Annotated in this window: 17 protein-coding genes; 15 read left to right on the top strand and 2 right to left on the bottom strand. The window is 67.6% G+C overall.

Annotated features, from left to right (window positions below; all coding sequences use genetic code 11):
- The first annotated feature begins 242 nt into the window (after positions 1-242).
- From FZ983_RS18000 to FZ983_RS17980, 5 genes are all read left to right on the top strand, one after another.
- Positions 243-2,108, top strand: coding sequence for an ABC transporter ATP-binding protein (locus FZ983_RS18000; protein WP_211102939.1), 1,866 nt, complete (start codon positions 243-245; stop codon positions 2,106-2,108).
- A gap of 78 nt (positions 2,109-2,186) precedes the next feature.
- The gene (locus tag FZ983_RS17995; protein ID WP_149224900.1) at positions 2,187-3,734 is read left to right on the top strand and encodes an ABC transporter substrate-binding protein; all 1,548 of its coding nucleotides are present in this window, start codon (positions 2,187-2,189) and stop codon (positions 3,732-3,734) included.
- Between the two features lie 91 nt (positions 3,735-3,825).
- Positions 3,826-4,749, top strand: a complete 924-nt coding sequence (locus FZ983_RS17990; protein WP_149224899.1) for an ABC transporter permease — start codon at positions 3,826-3,828, stop codon at positions 4,747-4,749.
- Between the two features lie 5 nt (positions 4,750-4,754).
- A complete protein-coding gene (locus tag FZ983_RS17985; protein ID WP_149224898.1) occupies positions 4,755-5,609 on the top strand; it encodes an ABC transporter permease in 855 nt (284 codons plus the stop codon).
- Entirely contained in the window at positions 5,606-7,372 is a 1,767-nt protein-coding gene (locus tag FZ983_RS17980) for a M14 family metallopeptidase (RefSeq protein WP_149224897.1), read from the top strand. Before FZ983_RS17985 ends, FZ983_RS17980 begins: the two co-directional genes overlap by 4 nt.
- Positions 7,373-7,607: 235 nt before the next feature.
- Here FZ983_RS17980 and FZ983_RS17975 read toward each other — a convergent pair whose 3' ends face one another.
- Positions 7,608-8,384 carry a FadR/GntR family transcriptional regulator gene (locus tag FZ983_RS17975; RefSeq protein WP_149224896.1) on the bottom strand — a complete coding sequence of 259 codons (777 nt, stop codon included), beginning with the start codon at positions 8,382-8,384 and terminating at the stop codon, positions 7,608-7,610.
- Positions 8,385-8,607: 223 nt separating this feature from the next.
- Here FZ983_RS17975 and FZ983_RS17970 point away from each other — a divergent pair, with 223 nt between their 5' ends.
- The 10 genes from FZ983_RS17970 (at position 8,608) to FZ983_RS17925 (ending at position 17,572) form a co-directional block, all read left to right on the top strand.
- Positions 8,608-9,489 carry a fumarylacetoacetate hydrolase family protein gene (locus FZ983_RS17970; protein ID WP_149224895.1) on the top strand — a complete coding sequence of 294 codons (882 nt, stop codon included), beginning with the start codon at positions 8,608-8,610 and terminating at the stop codon, positions 9,487-9,489.
- Positions 9,490-9,526: 37 nt separating this feature from the next.
- The gene (locus FZ983_RS17965) at positions 9,527-10,291 is read left to right on the top strand and encodes an alpha/beta fold hydrolase (protein WP_149224894.1); all 765 of its coding nucleotides are present in this window, start codon (positions 9,527-9,529) and stop codon (positions 10,289-10,291) included.
- Positions 10,291-10,686, top strand: a complete 396-nt coding sequence (locus FZ983_RS17960; protein WP_149224893.1) for a DUF1636 family protein — start codon at positions 10,291-10,293, stop codon at positions 10,684-10,686. Before FZ983_RS17965 ends, FZ983_RS17960 begins: the two co-directional genes overlap by 1 nt.
- A gap of 106 nt (positions 10,687-10,792) precedes the next feature.
- A complete protein-coding gene (locus tag FZ983_RS17955) occupies positions 10,793-12,070 on the top strand; it encodes an amidohydrolase family protein (RefSeq protein WP_149224892.1) in 1,278 nt (425 codons plus the stop codon).
- Between the two features lie 102 nt (positions 12,071-12,172).
- Entirely contained in the window at positions 12,173-13,030 is an 858-nt protein-coding gene (locus FZ983_RS17950; protein ID WP_149224891.1) for a branched-chain amino acid ABC transporter permease, read from the top strand.
- A gap of 5 nt (positions 13,031-13,035) precedes the next feature.
- Positions 13,036-14,040 (top strand): branched-chain amino acid ABC transporter permease, encoded by a 1,005-nt coding sequence (locus FZ983_RS17945; RefSeq protein ID WP_188092389.1) that lies wholly within the window; start codon positions 13,036-13,038, stop codon positions 14,038-14,040.
- Positions 14,037-15,287, top strand: coding sequence for an ABC transporter substrate-binding protein (locus tag FZ983_RS17940; protein ID WP_149224889.1), 1,251 nt, complete (start codon positions 14,037-14,039; stop codon positions 15,285-15,287). Before FZ983_RS17945 ends, FZ983_RS17940 begins: the two co-directional genes overlap by 4 nt.
- Before the next feature lie 24 nt (positions 15,288-15,311).
- On the top strand, positions 15,312-16,061 hold the full coding sequence (locus FZ983_RS17935) for an ABC transporter ATP-binding protein (RefSeq protein WP_149224888.1): 750 nt from the start codon (positions 15,312-15,314) through the stop codon (positions 16,059-16,061).
- Complete coding sequence (locus FZ983_RS17930) at positions 16,048-16,761, top strand: ABC transporter ATP-binding protein (RefSeq protein WP_247883810.1); 714 nt, start codon at positions 16,048-16,050, stop codon at positions 16,759-16,761. Before FZ983_RS17935 ends, FZ983_RS17930 begins: the two co-directional genes overlap by 14 nt.
- Positions 16,762-16,801: 40 nt before the next feature.
- A complete protein-coding gene (locus FZ983_RS17925) occupies positions 16,802-17,572 on the top strand; it encodes an SDR family oxidoreductase (RefSeq protein WP_149224886.1) in 771 nt (256 codons plus the stop codon).
- Positions 17,573-17,631: 59 nt separating this feature from the next.
- On the opposite strand, the gene FZ983_RS17920 is transcribed toward FZ983_RS17925, so the two are convergent.
- The gene (locus tag FZ983_RS17920) at positions 17,632-19,182 is read right to left on the bottom strand and encodes an FAD-binding oxidoreductase (protein WP_149224885.1); all 1,551 of its coding nucleotides are present in this window, start codon (positions 19,180-19,182) and stop codon (positions 17,632-17,634) included.
- Positions 19,183-19,246 lie beyond the last annotated feature (64 nt).

Genomic DNA, 19,246 nt, shown 5'->3' with positions numbered 1-19,246 from the left:
GACGCCCTATGCGACCGAAGAGAAAACGGTCGCGATCGTCGCCTGGGCATCACGGCGGGCGGCGGATCTCCGGCGTCACCAAGCTGGTGATGATGGCCACTCCTCAGCGTTCGCGGGGGTCCGTCGGAGACCGAACGATAACATCCAGCGTCGTGATCGATCCGAAATAATGCATTGACGGGGCTGGTAGAACCGGGAAATTTTAGCCTCTTTACGATAAGGACATCAAGGTTCGGCGCCCGATGCAGCCATCCACCCGGAACTCCTCGCCGACTCCCGCGCCGCCAGCGATGCCGCCTCTGCTCAGCGTCGAGAAACTGTCCGTCGCGTTCGGCGGGCAACGCGTCATCGAGGATCTGAGCTTCCGTGTTCATCCGGGCCGGACGCTCGCGATCGTCGGCGAGTCGGGGTCGGGCAAGTCGGTGACCTCGCTGTCGGTGATGCGGCTCGCCGACATGGCGGGCGCGCATTTCCCCACCGGCCGCATCGTGTTCGAGGGCAGCCGGGGGCCGCGCGACTTGCTGACGGCCACGCAGAAAGAAATGCGGGTGATCCGCGGCAAGGAGATCGCCATGATCTTCCAGGAGCCGATGACCTCGCTGAACCCCGTCTTCACCATCGGCGACCAGATCGGCGAGACGCTGATCCTGCACGAAGGCATGGGCAAGGCGGCGGCGGCCGAGGAAGCCCGACGGCTGCTCGACATGGTCCGCCTGCCGGACGCCGCCCAGATCCTCAGGCGCTACCCGCACCAGCTGTCGGGCGGCATGCGCCAGCGGGTGATGATCGCCATGGCGCTGGCCTGCCGGCCCAAGTTGCTGATCGCGGACGAACCGACGACTGCGCTTGACGTGACGATCCAGGCGCAGATCCTGACCATCATGCGCGACCTCCAGGCCGAACTCGGCATGGCGATGATGTTCATCACCCACGACATGGGCGTGGTGGCCGAGATGGCCGATGACGTCGTCGTCATGTGGAAGGGCCGCAAGGTCGAGGAGGGCCGCGCCACCGATCTCTTCGCCACCCCGCGCCAGCCCTACACCCGCGCCCTGCTGGCCGCCGTACCGCGGCTGGGCGCCATGGCCGGGCAGGACCATCCCCGCCGCCTGCCGCTGACCGTGCTGGACGGCGACCAGGTCACCACCATCGGCGAGGCCCGGGTGCAGGACACGGCCGACTACGGCGCCGCACCCCTGTTGTCGGTCCGCGACCTGTCAGTCCGGTTCAAGTCCAAGACCAACTGGCTCGGCCGCGCGACGCATCAAGTCCATGCGGTCACTCAGGTCTCCTTCGACATCCATCCGGGCGAAACGCTGGCGCTGGTCGGCGAGTCCGGCTCCGGCAAGTCGACGATCGGACGCACCATCCAGCAGTTGCAAGAGGCGACCTCGGGCCGCATTTCCTTCCGCGGCCGGCCTTTGTCGGAGATGGGAGCGGCGGACCGCAACCGGCTGCGGCGCGACGTCCAGTACATCTTCCAGGATCCCTTCGCGTCGCTCGACCCGCGCAAGACGATCGGCTTCTCCGTCGCGGAGCCGATCCGCACCCATGGCCTGCTCGACGGCGAACGGGAGATCCGCAAACGGGTGGAGAGCCTGTTGGAGCGGGTCGGACTCGTCCCTGCTCACGCCGCCCGCTACCCGCATGAATTCTCCGGGGGCCAGCGCCAGCGCGTCTGCATCGCCCGCGCGCTCGCCTCCGACCCCAAGCTGATCATCGCCGACGAGGCGCTGTCGGCGCTTGACGTGTCGATCCAGGCGCAGATCATCAACCTGTTCATGGATCTTCAGGCCGAGCGCGGCCTCGCCTACCTGTTCATCAGCCACGACATGGCGGTGGTGGAGACGATCAGCCACCGGGTGGCCGTTCTTTTCCTCGGCCAGATCATGGAGATGGGAAGCCGGCGGCAGATCTTCGAAAGCCCGGCGCACGACTACACCCGCCGCCTGCTGTCGGCGGTCCCGGTCGCCGACCCGTCGCGGCGGAGCCGCCGGGCCCTGCTGGACGGGGAGATCCCGAGCCCGGTCCGCGCCGTCGGCGACGATCCCGCGGTCCTGCCGCTGGACGAGGTGCGGCCGGGGCATTTCGTCCGCCGGAGCGCGTGACCCGGCGTCGGGCCAACCACAAACGACAACCACAAACGACAACCAACAACAACAACCATCGATCAAGGAACAGGTGTCATGGCATTGGGTGTGAAGGGGCGAGTGAAGGGGTTCAGGGCCGCGTTCATGGCGGCGCTGCTGGCGGGGACGGCCTTCATGGCGACGCCCGCGGATGCCGCCGGGAAGCTGACGATCTCGTCGCCGCAGGACCCCGGAAGCTGGGACCCGATCGACACCTTCCTGGTCAACTGGGCGTCGGTCGGCACCAACATCTTCGACGGGCTGACCTACCGCGGCCCGGACCGCAAGCTGGTGCCGGGTCTGGCCGAATCCTGGACCGAGATGGACGGCGGCAAGCGCATCCGCTTCAAGCTGCGCAGCGGCGTGACCTTTCACAACGGCGAGCCGTTCAACGCCGCCGCCGTGAAGTTCACCTTCGACCGTCTGCTGGGCGAGGAAGGGGCGAAGGGGCCGCAGCGTTCCAACTACACCGCCATCGACAGCGTCGAGGTCATCGACGACACCACCGTCGATCTCAAGCTGAAGGCGCCCGACCCGGTTCTGCTGACCAAGCTGGCCGGCTATGGCGCGATGATCGTCCCGCCGAACTATATCAAGGAGAAGGGCGACGCCTTCTTCAACGTCAACCCGGTCGGCACCGGTCCGTTCAAGTTCGTCTCCTACGCTCCCAAGACCAGCATCAAGCTGGAGGCCAACCCCGGCTATTGGGGCGGCGCACCGAAACTGTCGGAGCTCGAATACCGCTTCATCACCGAACCTGCCACTGCCGTCGCCGAGCTTCAGGCCGGTCGCGTCGACGCCGTCCTGCCGCCGACCATTCCCATCGGCATGGTCCCGGTGATCCAGGCCGACCCGAAGCTGACGGTGCTCAGCGTTCCGGGCCCGACAGTGGACGCGCTGCGCTTCAACACCAAGACCGGCATCACCGCCGATCCGCGGGTGCGCAAGGCGCTGACCATGGCGGTGGACCGCGCTGCCATCGTCAAGTCGATCCTGGCCGGCCAAGCGTCGGAAATCGCCAGCTTCCAGGGCGAGCTGTCCTTCGGCTACGACCCGACGCTGAAGCCGCTGCCCTTCGATCCCAAGGGCGCGCAGGCCCTGCTGGCCCAGGCCGGCGTGAAGCCGGGCGCCACGGTGCAGATCGACATCCGCGGCAACGACGCCACGATGAACGAGGTGGCCCAGGCCGTCGCCGCCTATCTGGGCGCGGTCGGCGTCGTCGCGACGATCAAGCCGTACGAGACCAATGTGCTGCTGAACGACATCATCCCGCAGGGCAAGACCGGCGCGATGTTCCAGCAGAAATGGGGTGGCTGGACCTTCGACTACGACAACACCGCCTATGCCATGTACCATTCCGGCGAGAAGTGGAACCCGTACGAGCAGGACGCCGATCTCGACAAGCTGCTGGAATCGCAGCGCGCCATCACCGACGTGGCGGAGCGCGAGCGCATCCTGAAGCAGATCGCGCGCACCGTCGCCGACAAGGCGCTGGAGATGCCGCTCTACAACTCCAACGCCATCTACGGCGTCGCGAAGCGGGTCAAGAACTTCCCGCCGGCCTCGGACAACCGTACGAAGCTGACCGAAGTGACCGTGGACTGACCGCGCATCCGGCACCGCGGCGCGCCTCTCCCATGGGGTGCGCAGTGGGGCCGGATGCGGATTTGCTCGATTTCTTCAAGGATGGCACGCCGTGGCCGGCTTCCTTCTCAAGCGCCTGATCCAGGCGATCTTCGTCATGGTCGTGGTGACGCTGGTCGTCTCATTCGCGATCCGCCTGACGGGCGACCCGGCCCTCATGCTGACGCAAGGGGCGGGCAGCATCACCGAACAGGATCTGGAGCGCATCCGCGAGGCGTTGGGGGTCAACCGGCCATTCCTCGTCCAGTATGGCGGCTTCCTGACGGGGCTGCTGCGGTTCGACTTCGGCAACAGCTTCCTCGGCGGCACGCCGGTGTCGCGGCTGATCGCCGACGCGCTGCCGGCCACCCTGCTGCTGGCGCTGGTGTCGATGGCGGTTTCCATCGCCTTGTCCATCCCGCTCGGCATCAAGGCGGCGACGTCGCGGGGCGGGGTTGCCGACCAGGCGATCCGCATCCTGTCGCTGGTCGGCCTGTCGGTGCCCAACTTCTGGCTGGCGACGATGCTGGTGCTGCTGTTCGCCATCACCTTGGGCTGGCTGCCGCCGAGCGGCATGGAAGGGCCTTCGAACTTCATCCTGCCGGCGGTCACCATGGGCGTCATCCTGACCGCGACCAACGTTCGGCTGGTGCGCAGCGCCATGCTGGAGACCTTGCAGTCGCAGTATGTCATGGTGGCGCGCGCCAAGGGGCTGAGCGAGGGCAAGGTCCTCTACAAGCACGCGCTGCGCAACTGCGCCATCCCGTTGATCACCTATTTCGGCCTGCAATTCGGCGGCCTGTTGGGCGGCATCGTCGTGGTGGAACGCGTCTTCAACTGGCCGGGGCTCGGCACGCTGGCCTTCGACGCGGTGGCCGCGCGCGACTACCCGGTGCTCCAGGGCGTCATCACCGTCCTGTCGCTGCTGATCGTCGGCGTCAACCTGCTGGTCGACATCGCCTATGGGCTGGTCGACCCGCGCATCCGGACCTCGTGACCGCCATGGCCGCCGCACTCTCCTTCCTGCGCTCCCGGCGCTTCCGCAACCTGGAATTCCTGCTCGGCGCATCGCTGACCCTGGCCATCTGCCTGGCTGTGTTCTTCTCCGACCAGCTGTTCCCCGGGGGAGCGGACAAGATGGACCTGCTGGCCCGTCTGGCACCGCCCTTCCAGAATGCGGCGCACCCGCTGGGAACCGACCCTCTGGGACGCGACGTGCTGGCCCGCGTGGTTGCGGGCGGCAAAATCTCGCTGCTGGTCGGCTTCGTCTCGGTCGCCGGGGCGGTGCTGATCGGGGTGCTGATGGGACTGATCTCCGGCTATTACCGCGGCATCTGCGACATGGTGGTGATGCGCTTCGCCGACGTGCAGCTGGCGCTGCCCTTCATCCTGCTGGCGATCACCTTCATCGCCATCGTCGGCGGCAGCCTGACCAACACCATCATCCTGCTGATCGTGTCGCAATGGGTGCAGTACGCGCGCCTCGTCCGCGGCTCTGTCCTGGCCTTGCGCGAGCGGGAATTCATCCAGTCCGCCCGCGCCATCGGGGTGAAGGACTGGCGGATCATCGTCCAGCACCTGCTGCCGAACCTGATCGGTCCGGTGATCGTGCTGATGACGCTGAACGTCGCCAACAACATCCTGCTGGAAAGCAGCCTGACCTTCCTCGGGCTCGGCATCGATCCGACCATCCCCAGCTGGGGCGGCATGCTGGCCTCAGGGCGTACCTATCTCCAGGTCGCCTGGTGGGTCAGCGTCTTTCCCGGCCTTGCCATTCTTCTGACCGTGCTGGGCTTGAACCTGCTCGGCGACTGGCTGCGCGACAGCCTCGACCCCACGGGGAGAACCTCTCGATGACCGTCCTGTTCGAAGCCTCGTTCGAGCGGACGCTCGACCGGCTGTGCGCCCAGCTGACCGGCAGTCCCCAGGGCGGCAATCCGGTGGAGGTCTGGACCTTCGACGACGCACCAAGCCGCCGGGCCGCCGAACGCCGCCTCGCGGTGCGCGGCGTGTCCGCCCGCTTCCGCAGCGCCTACAAGCCCCTGCTCCACTTCTTCCTGGAAGAGGTTGGGGAAGAGGTCTGGCGGCGCGATCTGGCGACCGTCACCGTCGCCTATCCGGTCCACCCGCAGGCGCCGGCGAACCGCTTCCTGCTGGAAGCCTATCCGCTGGCCGCCCTGCTGGAGGGGGCAGAGGTCGCGTTCCGCCCGCGGGCGGATGGCGCGTTCCATTACGACGTGACGCTGACCTTCAAGGACGGCCGGCGGGAAGAGCAACGGGTGGCCGCGCCCAACCGCGTCCACACCGACATGGCGGGGGAGACCAGCGTGTCGCCGACCGGCTGGCTGCGCCTGGGCGAGAATGGAGACGGGGAACGGTTGGAGACCGATTACGAGCGGCTGTTCGAATCCGCCATGACGGCCATCGTCGGCCATCCCTGGACCGGCGGGGAACCCTATTTCGAGGAGCTGAGCATCCGCGCCGAGTATCCGGCGGCGGACGAGCCGCTGGGCTTCGCGGACGAGGTGGTCAGCCTGCGCGAGGCCTTGCACGAGGACTTCTACTTCTCCCTGCTGGAAGTGTTCCAGCGCAGGTCCGGCCGGCCGCTCGGCGACCGCGGGCTGAAGCCGGGCCAGATCGCGCCGGACATCGGGCTGAGCGATGGCGCCGTCCGGGTGCGGGTGGAACTGCGCCCCCTCTCGCGCAGCGCCATCACCACCGCCGCCGATCCGCTGGACGCCCCTTCGCTGGACCGCGCCGCCGCTCCGATCGGGGACGCGGCGATCCGTGCCGGGCTGGAGCGGATCGGCGGCGAGCCGTTCGAGGCGAGCACGCGCAGCGGGCGCCGGGTGCTCGCCCGTTATGTGCGGGGCAGCGATGCCCCGGTGATGATCAGCGGCGGCCAGCACGCGAACGAGACGACCGGAGTGGTGGGCGCCCTGCGCGCGGCAAACCGGCTGGCGCAGCGTCCGGGGGCGCACTTCACCGTGTCGCCCTTGGAAAACCCCGACGGCTATGCCCTGCATCACCGGCTGCGGGCCGACAACCCGCGCCACATGCACCACGCGGCGCGCTACACCGGGCTCGGCGACGATCTGGAATACCGCGATCCGGCGACGGCCGGACCCCATCTGAACGAGAAGGCCATCCGGCTGGAGGCGGAACGGCTGAGCGGCGCCCGGCTGCACCTGAACCTGCACGGCTACCCCTCGCATGAGTGGACCCGGCCGCTGTCGGGTTATGTGCCGCGCAACTTCGCCATGTGGACCCTGCCCAAGGGATTCTTCCTGGTGATGCGCCACCACGCGGGCTGGGAGGCGGCGGCGGAGCGCCTGCTCGACCGGGTGACGGCACATCTCGGCACGACCCCGGGGCTGGCCGCCCGCAACGCCGAACAGATGGCGCTCTACGAAATCCATGCCGGCGAGACCGGGTTCCGCATCATCAACGGCTTCCCCTGCCTGTCGTCGCTGGACGAACGCAGCACAGTGCCGGTGACGTTGATCACCGAGTATCCGGACGAAACCATCTATGGCGATGCCTTCATCCAGGGCCACACCGCGCAGATGGCGACGGTGCTTGCCGCCTACGAGGCCTGGCAGGAGCTTATCGTGAGCTGACCGGCGCCGATCAGATGGTTCCGTCAGCTTTCGTGCCAGAACGGATCTTGCCCCGGTTCGGCGGCTTTTGCGCAGGTTGCGTGGATCTCGCCGCCAGGAGGGTTGGTCTGCCCCTCGGCCTGCCCGCTGCTCCATGGCAGGGTGAGTGCCGCCGGGACCACGGCACCATCCTGCTGCAAAGGTCTGAACAGCCGTGATGCCGTAAGGGGCAAAGCACGAAAACAGCCGGAAACCCTTAAAGATCGATGTTCGTCTCCGGCTCTGCTGCAGTGCCGTGGCTTGAAGCCGCCAACAGGTTGGCGCGAACCAGCGTCAGGTGCTGAAGCAATTCCGCACGGGCTTTCGCGCCGTCGCGGTCGAGCAGGGCGGAGACGATGCGGCGATGCTGTTCCTGATAGACCGCCCGGCGCTGCGGCGTGACGCTGCGCGCCTTCAGCCGGCCCCACTCCGGCTGGTTGCGGATGTCGTTGATGGCGTCATAGATGTCCATCAGCAGGCCGTTCTTCGTCGCAGCGATGATGGCGACGTGGAGCATTCCGTCCCAATGCTCGAAGTCGGGAACGTCGCGTGCCTGATCGGCGCGCAGCAGATACTCCTCAAGCCGTTGCAGGTCCGCGGCGTTCGCCCGGCTGGCGGCCAGCTCCGCCGCCAGCGGCTCGACCATCAGCCGCACCTCCATCACCTCGGTCGGGCTGGCGCCGTGGATGCGCCGGACGAGGGTCTCGCCGTCCTGCGATCCGATCAGGCGGAGCGCCGCGCCCAACGCCGGTTCCGGCGAGCCCGCGACGAAGGAGCCGCGCCCGACATGGCGGACGATCTTTCCCTGATTCTCCAACTGGCGCAGGCTTTTGCGCAGGGTGTTGCGGGAAACCCCGAAGCGCTTTTCCAAGTCCCGCTCGGTCGGCAGCTTGGTGCCCGGCCCCCAACTGCCATCGTCGATGTTGCGCTCGATGAACTGTACGACGGCGTTTGCGCCGTTGGCCGCCCGATCCCTGAGATTCAGCGAGTCCATGCCCTTCCTCGCTCCGAGAATTTGCTCCAAACGTGAGCCAATTCTATCCGGCTCCCTCGCTACGCGCAATACAATCCTTCAACATTCTTCACGGTCAAAGGTCATATTTCCGTTTTTTCAGTTGACCAAACAATCACCGCACCGGCCTAATTGGCTCACAAGCCGCTCTGCGGTTCCGGTTTGGCCGGTAAATGGCTCAACAATGGGGCAAGAAGGAAACGCCATGAAGTTTGCGACCATCCAGCTTGATGGACGCCGCGCCGTCGCGGTCATCGATCCGGACAAGAATCGGGTTTGGCCGTTGGAATCGCTGCTCGGCGAAGCGGTGGACGATCTTCTCGACGTCATCCGCCGCTACGACGAGATCAAGGGGCGCATCGCCATCGAAGGGGACGGCATCAGCCTCTCCCGCGTCCGGCTGGAGGCGCCCATCCCGCGCCCGGCGCGCAACATCTTCTGCGTCGGGAAGAACTACCACGACCATGCCCGCGAATTCGCCGGCAGCGGCTATGACAGCAGCACCACCGGTGCCGCCGACGCCGTTCCGGCCCTCCCGATCTTCTTCACCAAGGTTCCCGAAAGCGTCATCGGACCTGACGAGGCCATCCTCTATCCGCGCGGCATCAGCGAGCAGATCGATTACGAGGTCGAACTGGCGCTGGTGATCGGCAAGGGCGGCAAGAACATCGCGCCGGAGGAAGCGTACCGGCATGTCTGGGGCTACACCGTCATCAACGACGTGACCGCCCGCGATGTCCAGGCGCGGCACAAGCAGTGGCTCCTGGGCAAGTCCTTCGACACCTTCTGCCCGATGGGACCGTGGGTCGTCACCGCGGACGAACTCGATCCGACCAACCTGGAGGTGAAGACCTGGGTCAACGGCGAGCTGAGACAAAACGCCAACACCCGCGACCTGATCTTCGACATTCCCACCCTGGTCGCGACGGCGTCCGCCGGCATCACGCTGTACCCCGGCGACATCATCGCCACCGGCACCCCGGCGGGTGTCGGACTTGGCTTCTCTCCGCCGAAATTCCTGTTCCCCGGCGACCGCGTCACGGTCGAGGTCAGCGGCATCGGCGCGCTGACAAACACCCTCGCCTGATGGGCGAAAGACGATCATCAACCGAAGTGAGGCGCTTATGGCACCGCAATTGGCCGTCGAGGTGCACGGCAACGGCGATCCGGTCCTCCTGGTCCATGGACTTGGCGGAACCTCGAACGTGTTCGGTCCGCAGGTCGGCGTTCTGTCGCGTTTCTTCCAGTGCATCCGGCCCGACCTTCCCGGGGCCGGGCGCAGCCCCGCCGACGGACCGCTGTCGATCACCGGCCTCGCCGAGGCGATCGAAGGCGTGATGGACGAGCGCGGTCTCGACCGCGTTCATCTGGTCGGCCACTCGCTCGGCACCATCGTCTGCCAGCACATCTCCGTACGCCGTCCGAACCGTGTTCGCAGCCTTGCACTGATCGGCCCGCTCCACGCGCCGCCCGATGCCGCCCGTCCCGTCATTCGCGACCGCGCAACCAAGGCGCGCGCAGAGGGCATGGTCGGCATCGCCGACGCCATCGTTCAGGGTGGCACCTCGGCGGACACCAAGGCCAACCGGCCGGAGGTCGCGGCCCTGGTCCGCGAGATTCTGATGCGCCAGGACCCGGAAGGCTATGCCCGCACCTGCGAGGCGCTGGCTGCCGCGGAACCGGCGGACGTCTCCCGGATCGCCTGCCCGACGCTGCTGGTCACCGGCGACGAGGACGGCACGGCCCCGCCGACCGCCGTGCGGGCGCTGCACCGGAAAATCGCGGGATCGTCCCTGCGCCTTCTCGACCGCTGCGGTCACTGGACGACCTTCGAGCGTCCCGCCGAAGTGAACGAGGCGCTGATGAACTTCCTGTTCTCGGTGGATTGATGGACGCGCCGCCGGTCCCCGTGCGGCACATCCTGGCGGTGTGCCGCACCTGCCACCGCTACGCGGCGCGCGGCGCCGACGAGCCGACGCCGGGGGAGCGGCTCGCCGACCGGTTGGAGGCGCTGATCGCCGGAACCGGGCTGGCAGAGCGGCTGACCCTGCGGCGGGTGGAATGCCTCAGCGGCTGCCGATACCCCTGCAACGTGTCGCTGTCCGCCTTCGGCAAGACCCGGCTGCGCTTCAACGGCGTCGGCCTTGAGCAGGCGGAACCGCTGGTCCTGCTGGCCCGCCGCTATCTGGACAGCACCCGCGGCGAGGTGGGTGGGGATGCCGGACCGCTCGGGCTGGAGGCCCGCATTGCCTCCGCCGTTCCGCCCCCGGCTGCAACGAACTGAGACCCACGAGGAACCGAGACGACCACCGAAGAACGATCACTCAGCCCACACTCACCCGCGGCGAGGCGCCAGGACCAAGAAGCAGCCCCCGCAACCGGAGGAAACGATGCCAACGACTCTGTTCACCAACGTCCAGATTCTCGACAGCACCGGTGAGAAGCCTTACGCCGGGGAAGTGCTCGTCCAGGGCAACCGGATCGCCGAGGTGGCCCGGCAGGCCGGCACCATCTCCCACGAGGCGCACCGGATCGTCGATGGCGGCGGCGCCACGCTGATGTCCGGCCTGTGCGACGCGCACACCCACTTCAGCTGGATCAACCAGGCCGGCCTGGACCCCATCGGCCTGATGCCGGTGGAGGAGCACATCCTGGAGGCGGCGGACAATGCCCGCACCTACCTCGACTGCGGCTACACGATGTGCGTCGGCGCCGCGGCCGCCAAGCCGCGCCTGGACGTCGTGGTCCGCGACTACATCAACAAGGGCCGCATCGCCGGTCCACGCTACCTCGCCAACGGCCCGGAGATCGCCACCATCGGGGGCCTTGGTGACCTGAACCCCAGCCATGTCGGCGCCTACACCTTCGTGGAGGTCGTCAACGGCCCCTACGAGATGCGCGCCTGCGTCCGCCGCCTGCTGAAGGAGGGCGTCGATCTCATCAAGCTGAATCTCTCCGGCGAAGAGATCACCAAGTGCAAGGCGGAAGACACGCCCATGGCCGAGGACGAGATCGCCGAGGCCGTCCGCGAGGCTCATCGCAAGAAGGGGGTGCGCATCTGCGCCCATGCGCGCAGCGCGGAATCGGTGAAGCTCTGCGTCAAGTACGGCATCGAGATCATCTATCATGCGAGCTTCGCCGACGAAGAGGCGCTGGACCTGCTGGAGGCCAACAAGGACAAGCATTTCGTCGCCCCCGGCCTCGCCTGGGTCTACCAGACCTGCTACGCCGCCGCCGACTGGGGCATCACCGAGGAGGTCGCCCGCAACATGGGCTATTTCCGTGAGCTCGAGGCCGCGATCGAGACCATGAAGGCGATGCGCAGGCGCGGGATCCGCGTGCTGCCCGGCGGTGATTACGGCTTTGCCTGGACCCCGCACGGCACCTACGCCAAGGACCTGGAGTATTTCGTCGAGCTTCTGGGTTTCACCCCGATGGAGGCGATCCAGTCGGCCACCCTGCTGGGCGGCGAGATCATGGGGCGGCCGGGCGAACTGGGGCTGGTGCGCAACGGCTATCTGGCCGACCTGATCCTGCTGGACGGCGATCCGCTGCAGGACATCACCCTGTTCCAAGACCGCAGCCGCATTCTGGCAATCATGAAGGACGGCTCCTTCCACAAGGAGATGACGCCGCCGGTCCGCGCGCAGGTCAGCGTCGCCGCCTGAGGACGGCGCGACCTGCCGCAGCCGCGACCCTTTCCCCGCGATGGCGGGGGAGGGAACGGGCGGGCTTTGTGCCCTCCATCCCCAGCATCGGGGCCGCCGAGCATGAGATTTTATATTCTCCTGTCGCTGAACGCGCTGACCGTGGCATCGCTGTACTTCCTGGTGGCCAGCGGCTTCTCGCTGATCTTCGGGCTGCTGCGCACCGTCAACATGGCACATGGCGCCTTCTATCTTCTGGGCGCTTATGTCGGGTACGACATCGCGTCCTACACCGGGTCGTGGCTGCTTGGACTGGCGGGGGCGGCGGTTGCCGTGGCAGCCGTCGGACTGGTGATGCATCTGACGCTGCTGCGCACGCTCAGCGGCGATGAGTTGCGGCAGGCGCTGGTCACCATCGGCTTCGCCATCGTGGTCGGCGACCTGCTGCTGGCCCGTTATGGCGGCATCACCTACCAGTTCGCTCCGCCCGAGATTTTATACGGCACGACTCCCATGCCGGTGATCCGGGGCTATCCGACGATCCGCCTCGTGGTCATCGCCAGCGCGCTTCTGGTCGGGCTCGGCCTGTGGCTGCTGATCCACCGGACCAGGCTGGGCATGCTGATCCGTGCCGGGGTGGACGACCGCGACATCCTCTCGGCCATGGGTTTCAACGTGCAGCGGGTGCTTGTGCTCGTCTTCGCACTCGGCGCCGGTCTGGCCGGGCTGGCCGGAGTGATCGGCGGCAGCGCCCTCTCCGTCTCGCCAGGAGAGGACGCGCGGTTCCTGTTGTCCTCGCTGGTCGTGGTCATCATCGGCGGCATGGGCAGTCTGGCCGGGGCGGCGCTGGGCGCGCTCCTGATCGGCTTCGCCGAACAGTTCGGCCTCGCCTTCATCCCGAACTACGCCACCCTGCTGACCTTCCTGCTGATGGTTGCGGTCCTGGCGGTTCGGCCCCAGGGACTTCTCGGACGGGGATGACGCCGATGCCTCAACAACTCCTTCGCCATCCCGTCCTGTGGCTGGCCCTGGCCGGCCTGGCCTTCCCGCTGATCGCCGGCGAATTCTGGGTGGGCACGGTCGCTGCCCGCGTGCTGATCATCGGCACCATGGCGCTGAGCCTGACTTTCCTGACCTCCAGCGCGGGGCTGGTATCCTTCGCCCAGGCCGGGGTGGCAGGCGTGGCCGGCTACACGCTGGCGCTTCTGTCGCCCAACATCACCGGCGTGGGCATGGCGGTGCCCTGGCCCCTGGCGGTCGGCGCGGCGCTCGTCATGGGAACGCTGGCGGGCCTGCTGGTCGGCTGGGTGTCGGTGCGGTCCAGCGGCATCTACCTGCTGATGATCACGCTGGCGATGTCGGTCAGCCTGTTCTACCTCGTCTCGCAGAATACCGAGATCTTCAACGGTTTCGACGGCATCAACGGGCTGAAGCCGCCGGAACTGTTCGGCATGGACCTGCGGGCGCCCATTCCCTTCTACGGCATGGCTCTGGCCGCCGCCGTCCTGTCGGCCGCCGCGGTCATGCATCTGGACCGCACGCCCTTCGGCCTGCAGCTGCATGCCCTGCGCAATGCCCCGCGGCGGGTCGCGGCGCTCGGCTTCAGCACCACGCTCCTGCGCATCGCCGCCTTCGGCATCGCCGGGCTGATCGCGTCGGTGGGCGGGGTGCTGAACACGTGGTTCAGCGGCCAGATGTCGCCGGGTGCGGTGGACGTGCATGCGGCGGTCAACCTGCTGGTCGTCGCGGTGCTGGGCGGCATCCGGCACCCGCTGGGCGCCTTTCTGGGGGCCGCCGCCTTCGTTCTTCTGGAGAACTACGCCGCGTCGGTCATCGACCGCGAGCGCTTCAATCTGGTGATCGGGGCCGTCTTCATCGTGATCGTCCTCTTCGCGAAGGACGGCCTGATCGGACTGATCCAACAACTGCGCGCACAGATCAAGCCGGCCTGGACCGGCGTGTGCGCGAAAAGCGGGAGGAAAGCGGTATGAAGACGACCTTGCACACGATTCTGGGCGCCGCGGCTCTGCTGTCCGGCACGGCCTTGTCCCCCGCCTTTGCCCAGGACATCCGCCTCGGCGCGCTGGCCACCCTGGAAGGCCCCTTCGCCCAATCGGGCCTGGACGGGATGCGCGGCGTCGAACTGGCCGTGGACGCCTTCGAGGGTAAGGTGGCCGGGAAGCGGATCGTGCTGGTGAAGGAATCCTCCAATGCCAAGCCGGACGTGGCGGTCGCCAAGACCCGCAAGCTGATCGAGCAGGACAAGGTGGACATCGTCGTCGGCCCGCTGTCCGGCGGCGAGGGGATCGCCGTCAAGGAATACGCCAAATCGGTTCCGTCCAAGACCTTCGTCAACGGCACCTCCGGCGCGCAGGACACGACGCTGCGCGATCCGGCACCGAATTTCTACCGCTTTACGCTGGACGGCGCGCAATGGCAGGCCGGGCTGGGCAGCTACGCCTACGAGAGCAAGGGCTATCGGAACATCGCCGTCGTGTCGGAGGATTATTCCTTTCCCTATTCGCAGGTGATGGGATTCCAGGCCGAATTCTGCAGCCGCGGCGGCAAGATTTCCCAGAAGAACTGGGTGCCGGTCGGCACCAAGGATTTCACCTCCGTCATCGCCAAGCTGCCGGACGGCGTGGATGCCGTGTATGTCCTGCTGGGCGGGGCGGATGCGGTCAATTTCCTGACGCAATACTACCAGTCCGGCGGTACGGCGCCGCTGATCGGCAGCAGCGTCACCGTCGACCAGACCGTGCTCAGCTCCAAGGGAGCCTTCAAGAACAAGGTGCTGGGCATGATCTCCGCCGGCCCGGTCGCCGATTCCAACGACGACCCGAAATGGGCCGCGTTCGTCAAGGCCTACAAGGCGAAGTACCCGGATGGGCTGGAATCGCCGTCGCTGTTCGCCCACGGCTATTACGTCAGCACGCTGGCGGTGCTCCAGGCGCTGGAGCAGGTTGGCGGCAGGCTGGACGACGGGCAGAAGGCGTTCCAGGCCGCTCTGGCGAAGACCGAGCTGACCGACAGGTCGCCGACCGGCCTGATCCGGCTGGACGAGAACCGGCAGGCCGTCGCCGACAACTTCGTGACCGAGGTCGCCCAGCGGCCCGACGGCGCCTTCTACAGCAAGGTGGTGACGGTGGCGAAAGGCGTCGACCAAGCGCTGGGTATGGACCGGGCCAAGTTCCTGGCGCTCGGCCCGGCCTCCCGCGACAACCCGTCCTGCAACTGACCGCCTATCTCCCGGAGGCCCGCCATGTCCACCCCGCCGATCCTGGCTGTTCGAGAGGCATCCATCAGCTTCGGCGCCGTGCGCGCGGTGAACGGCGTATCCCTGGCGCTTGCGCCCGGAGAACGTCATGCCCTGCTCGGCACCAACGGGGCCGGGAAGACGACGCTTTTCAACGCCATCTCCGGAGAGGTGCCGCTGACCAGCGGCGGCATCGCCTTCAAGGGGAGCGACATCTCGCGCCTGCGTCCCCACCAGCGGGCGAGGCTGGGCATCGGGCGCACCTTCCAGACGAGCCTGACCTTCGCCGACCGCTCGGTGGAGGACAACCTGCGCGTCGCGGTGATGGGCAGACGGGGGCCACGCTTCGGCCTCCGCCCCTGGGGGGCCTACCGGCCGCAGGTGGAGGCTGCGCGGGTCAGCGCCGCGCGCTTCGGGCTGGACGAGGTGCTGGCCCAGCCGGTGGGGACCCTGTCCTACGGCCAGCAGCGGGAACTGGAAATCGCCATGGCGCTGGCCGGTGAGCCGGAACTGCTGCTGATGGACGAGCCCGCCGCCGGCATGTCCCCGCAAGGCCGCGGCCGTCTGGTCGAGATCCTGCGCGGATTGCCGCGCAGCATCACCATGCTCTTCGTCGAGCACGACATGGACGTGGCGCTCTCGCTGGCCGACCGGATCACCGTGATGCGCGACGGCGCGGTGGTGGCAGCGGGCACCCCCTCGGACATTCGCGCCAACCCCCTGGTTCGGGAGCTGTATCTTGGTGGAAAGCACTAATTCCCTGGTGGTCAGCGGGCTGGAGGTGCGGCGCGGCGCGCTTCCCGTGCTGCATGGTGTGGAACTGCGGCTCGACGGGCCGAGCCTGGCGATCCTCGGCCGGAACGGGGCGGGGAAGACGACGCTGTGCAGCGCGCTGATCGGGCTGCTGCCCGCAGGACGCGGATCGATCCGCTTCAATGGGGTGGAACTGGCCGGGCGCAAGCCGCACGACATCGCCAGCCAGGGCGTGTCCATCGTCCCGCAGGGGCGGCGGGTGTTCCCGTCGCTCTCCGTGGACGAGCATCTGCGCCTGATGCAGGGCCGGCGCCCCGGTCCCTGGACGGCGGAGCGCGTCTATGAGGTCTTTCCAAGGCTGGCCGAACGCCGCCGCAACTTCGGCAACCAACTCTCCGGCGGCGAGCAGCAGATGCTGGCCATCGGGCGGGCGCTGCTGACCAACCCGCGCCTTCTGATTCTCGACGAACCGTCGGAGGGCTTGGCGCCGAAGATCGTCGATCATCTGCTGGAGGTGCTGGGTTCGCTGCACCGCGACGGCACGTCCGTGCTGATCGTCGAGCAGAACCTGCGCGTCGGCACCAGCGCAGCGGAGCGCGTCGCCATCATGTCGGGCGGCCAGATCGCTCTGGTCATCTCCTCCCGGGAGTTGTGGGAGGACGACGGCCTGCAGCAGCGCTATCTCGGCGTGGCCTCTCATTGACCACCATCCATTGGTCTGGCGGGATGAAGGAAGAGCAGGGATGAGACTTTCGAGGGCATTCGCCGTCGTCACGGGCGGGTCGGACGGCATCGGCTACGCGATCGCACAGGCTTTCGCGCGCGAGGGGGCCGATCTCTGCCTCGTCGCGCGCAATGCCGACAGGCTGGCGGACGCCGCCGCGAGACTGGCCCGCAGCGGGATCCAGGTCACCACCGTCGCGGCGGATCTCGGCCATCCCGTTGGCCTCGAGCGGGTCGCGGCGGAGATCGCCGGCCTTGGCCGGGCCGTCGATGTGCTGGTCAACAATGCCGGCACCGCGACCTTCGTCCCCTATCTGGAGGCGGACCGGGCCCAGTACGACCACAGCATCGCTTTGAACGTCACGGCGCCCTTCTTCCTGACGCAAGCTCTGGTACCGCTGATGCCCGCCGCGAGGGGATCGGTCATCAACATCTCCTCCTACTTTTCCGGAAAGATGCTGCCGGGGCGACCGTCCAGCCTCTATTCCCTGACCAAGGGGGCGCTCAATTCCCTGACCAAGGCCATGGCTTACGAGCTGGCACCGCGCGGCATCCGCGTCAACGCCATCGCGCCGGGCACGGTGGACACGGATCTGCGCCGCCGCACCATAGCCGCGATGCCGGAGGACGCCCAGCGCGCCATGGAAGAATTGGTCAAGCGGCTTTACCCCTTGGGCAGGATCGGCCAAGCCAGCGACCTCGGCGGCATCGCCGTCTTTCTCGCTTCGTCGGAGGCCGCCTGGACCACCGGGGCGATCTTCGCGATCGATGGCGGGCTGACGATCACCTGACGGCGGACATGGAAGGAAAACGCAAGATCACAGCACCCGGTTCGCTGCAACAACGCCCATCACGGCAACCGACCGATACCGTTGCGACCGGGTGACAGGACGCCGGCTGGGTCGCCCACCGCACGCAATTCCGCCAGCAATGCGGCCGCGGGCGTCTCGCGCATCGTCTCAGGCACCGGCAGGCCGTTTGCCAGCCGATATGGGACGAAGCCCCGTTCCAATGCGGTTCCGATCAGATCCCGATAGGCGGCGAGAGCCGCCTCGTCCGCCCCCGGCGCAGCACGGTCGAACCCCAGCGTGAAATAGCTCAACAGGCAGCGGAAGCCGTTGGACTCGATCCCGACATTCAGGTCGATCCCGGCCTCTTCCAGCCGGCCGCGCGCCCAGGTCAGATAACTGATCAATGCTTGGTATTCGAAGGGAAAGGCGAGACAGAGCCAGATCAGTCCGCAGCCGTCGCGGTCTGGATCGGCGGTCGTGAGATCGGGATGCCGCTCCTTGCGCCAGTAGACCGTGCGCAGGTTGCGCCCATCCGGCACCCCCAGCCAATCCTCGAATCCCTCGATCCAGGTGCCGTCGCGCCTCGCGATGTCCACTTCCACCGTCCGGGACACCGCGGCGAAACGTCGGGACAGACGGGCGGCGCGGGCCTCCAGTATCTCCGGCGCCTCCGCCCGGATCACGGCGGAGGCATGCCACTCGTCCAATGCCGCCGATGCGAGCCGGTCGGCCGGTATCGCCGCGCGCACCTCGTCCAGCGCCAGCCACTTGATGCCGTTCCACAGGGTCAGCGATCGGTCGGGCAGGGATTGCTCACATTGGCAGTCGCGCCAAACCTCCATGAAGGCGGGCAGGGCATCAAGGCCCCCGATGTCCACCGACAGGATGGCGAGATCGCCGGGCATGGCTTCCAGCCGGATGACGGCGCTTGTCACCACCCCCAGGTTCGACTGGCTGAACAGCCCGTCGATCAGCGGGCCGGCCGGCGCCGGGTCGAGCCCGACCGTCCTGTCCGCTCCGAGCGGCCCGCAACCGGTCCGCAGCCGCCGGCCGTCCGGAAGGGCGACGTCCAATTCACAGAGCGAAGTCCAGCGCTCGCCCATGCTGCCGTCTCCGCGGTCGAGGGCGTTGGCGAGCGCGCTGGCCTGTGCCGGGCCGCCGATGACCGGCACGAAGAAGCGGTCGGTCCTTTCCTCCAGGAAGTCCGCCAGGGCCTGAAAGGTGACCCCGGCCTCGACCCGCACCAGCCCGCGCCGCCCGTCGAAGCCGGAAATGCGGTCCAGCCGGCGGAGATCGAGGATGACGGCCCCGTCCCGCGTCGGCGCCCGCGATCCCATTCCCCAGTTGGCGCCGCGGCTGACCGGATGGACCGGCAGGCGGTAACGGGTGGCGGTCGACAGGCAGGCGGCGGTCTGGTCGGCATCGCCCGGACTGACGACGGCCGATACCCGCACATCCGGTGCGAAGGTGCGGCGGCCCCAGTCCAGCCGGTCGGCTTCCCCGGTCCGGACATGCTCCGGCCCGACGATGCGGCGCCACTCCTCCAGCGCGGCGGCGGGCAGTTCGATGCCGCAAGGGGAGGCGGCAAGTGAGGTGGTCGGCAAGGGCATTGCGGCAGTCCCGTTGTCGGGTTCATGGCGGCGGGTTCATGGCGGCTGGTGCATGTCAGCCGGT

It is taken from the genome of Azospirillum sp. B21 (genome assembly GCF_008364825.1).
GTDB lineage: Bacteria > Pseudomonadota > Alphaproteobacteria > Azospirillales > Azospirillaceae > Azospirillum.
Note: the sequence above shows the minus strand (reverse complement) of the source record. Positions and strands in the feature narration are given on the sequence as shown.